At 45.8% G+C, this 1,606-nt stretch carries 2 tRNA genes and 1 rRNA gene; all 3 read right to left on the bottom strand.

The features are described 5' to 3' along the window. A 23S ribosomal RNA gene (locus tag FTU38_RS16675) occupies positions 1-915 on the bottom strand; the annotation flags it as partial. A gap of 458 nt (positions 916-1,373) precedes the next feature. Continuing rightward, positions 1,374-1,449: transfer RNA gene (locus FTU38_RS16670), tRNA-Ala, on the bottom strand. A gap of 74 nt (positions 1,450-1,523) precedes the next feature. Beyond that, a tRNA-Ile gene (locus FTU38_RS16665) sits at positions 1,524-1,600 on the bottom strand. Positions 1,601-1,606 lie beyond the last annotated feature (6 nt).

Below are 1,606 nucleotides of genomic sequence, written 5' to 3'. Positions count from 1 at the left end.
TTGGTATTCGGAGTTTGCATCGGTTTGGTAAGTCGGGATGACCCCCTAGCCGAAACAGTGCTCTACCCCCAATGGTATTCGTCCGAGGCGCTACCTAAATAGCTTTCGGGGAGAACCAGCTATCACCGAGTTTGATTAGCCTTTCACCCCTATCCACAAGTCATCCCCTGGCTTTTCAACGACAGTGGGTTCGGTCCTCCAGTTAGTGTTACCCAACCTTCAACCTGCTCATGGATAGATCACCCGGTTTCGGGTCTACACCCAGCAACTAAACGCCCTATTAAGACTCGATTTCTCTACGGCTCCCCTAATCGGTTAACCTTGCTACTGAATGTAAGTCGCTGACCCATTATACAAAAGGTACGCAGTCACCAAACAAGTTGGCTCCCACTGCTTGTATGCATGCGGTTTCAGGATCTATTTCACTCCCCTCACAGGGGTTCTTTTCGCCTTTCCCTCACGGTACTGGTTCACTATCGGTCAGTCAGGAGTATTTAGCCTTGGAGGATGGTCCCCCCATATTCAGACAAGGTTTCACGTGCCTCGCCCTACTCGACATCATCATATCAGCCCTTTCGTGTACAGGACTATCACCCACTATGGTTGCACTTCCCAGAGCATTCCACTAAAACTGATATGACTTAATGGGCTGTTCCCCGTTCGCTCGCCGCTACTGAGGGAATCTCAATTGATTTCTTTTCCTAGAGGTACTGAGATGTTTCACTTCCCTCCGTTCGCCTCGCAACACTATGTATTCATGTTGCGATACCGACCTTATAGCCGGTGGGTTTCCCCATTCAGACATCTCCGGATCACAGGATATTTGCCGCCTCCCCGGAGCTTTTCGCAGGCTATCACGTCTTTCTTCGCCTCTGACTGCCAAGGCATCCACCACATGCACTTAATTACTTGACTATACAACCCCAAACAGTCGTTCATCCCTACAAGTAGGATAAACAACATAATCAACCGATCACTCAGTTAATTACACAGTTAGAGTTTCGTGAACTTAATCACTGTACAGCTTCAATTAGATTCATATACCAAAACGCTTGATTCAGTTTAATCGCTAGAACTCATTTAATCGCTTCACAGTTGCCTGTGTTGCTTTCAACGAGTTTGAACAAATTATTTCAACTCAAATATATTCTGTTAATGATTTTTCCAGCCTTCGTCAGGTCAGGAAACTGTGATAAATCACAGAGATTACCAAGTGCGCGTATCTTAACGCTTCTACTTGTTAATCTCTAGGATCTACGCACTTGATCGCTTAGGAACTAAACATTCACGCCACTGTATGATCACATACTGCGCGAAGCGTAGCTTCTTGCTTAAATTTCAAGGAAAAACGTTGTTTTTCTGGTCTTGAAATTTGGTGGAGACTAGGAGAGTCGAACTCCTGACCTCCTGCGTGCAAAGCAGGCGCTCTACCAACTAAGCTAAGTCCCCAGCTTATCAATAAGTCAATGTTTCTGTTTTTCTGTTTGCTTCCGTATTTTATTCAAATACTTCGTTAGTCAGAATGGTGGGTCTGACAAGACTTGAACTTGTGACCCCACGCTTATCAAGCGTGTGCTCTAACCAACTGAGCTACAGACCCTCAGAT

Origin of the sequence: Acinetobacter sp. YH12098, assembly GCF_013419235.1 — a bacterium.
GTDB classification, from domain to species: domain Bacteria; phylum Pseudomonadota; class Gammaproteobacteria; order Pseudomonadales; family Moraxellaceae; genus Acinetobacter; species Acinetobacter amyesii.
Note: the sequence above shows the minus strand (reverse complement) of the source record. Positions and strands in the feature narration are given on the sequence as shown.